Genomic DNA, 392 nt, shown 5'->3' with positions numbered 1-392 from the left:
CGTTGTGGCAGGTTTTGGCCGGAGGTCGAACCTTGGGCCAAGATGTTCACCTTTACGCCCGGCTTGGTGCGGAGGAAACCCTGCGAGCCGATATTGGCCATCGCAAGGTCAACCTTGGCATTGTCTCGCTCATCTGGCACTTCTACATGCCGCCAGGGGATGCCGTAAAGCTGGGTGAAATTGACGAACCACTTCAGACCGTAGAGCATGGCCAACCAATAACCGGCCAACGCGCGTAACGGTGCAGCTGCCGCTGGATGTCCTGCATGACCGGAGTTAATTCCAATCAAAAACCGGTGTTCCGGGAAGTCCTCCAATTTCCTCGCTCCAAGCCCGCCCTCGCGATCAAGCATCAAGCGGTCTTCCTGATCTGAGTCCGTCGCCCAACCGCT

At 57.4% G+C, this 392-nt stretch carries 1 protein-coding gene; it reads right to left on the bottom strand.

Annotated elements, in window-relative coordinates:
• Positions 1-392 (bottom strand): phage portal protein family protein (locus JIN85_RS21000; protein ID WP_200274533.1); only part of this gene is annotated, 392 nt, incomplete at both ends.

This window comes from Luteolibacter pohnpeiensis, from assembly GCF_016595435.1.
Classification (GTDB): domain Bacteria; phylum Verrucomicrobiota; class Verrucomicrobiia; order Verrucomicrobiales; family Akkermansiaceae; genus Luteolibacter; species Luteolibacter pohnpeiensis.
The sequence above is the reverse complement of the archived record's forward strand: the minus strand, read 5'-3'. Positions and strand labels throughout refer to the sequence as shown.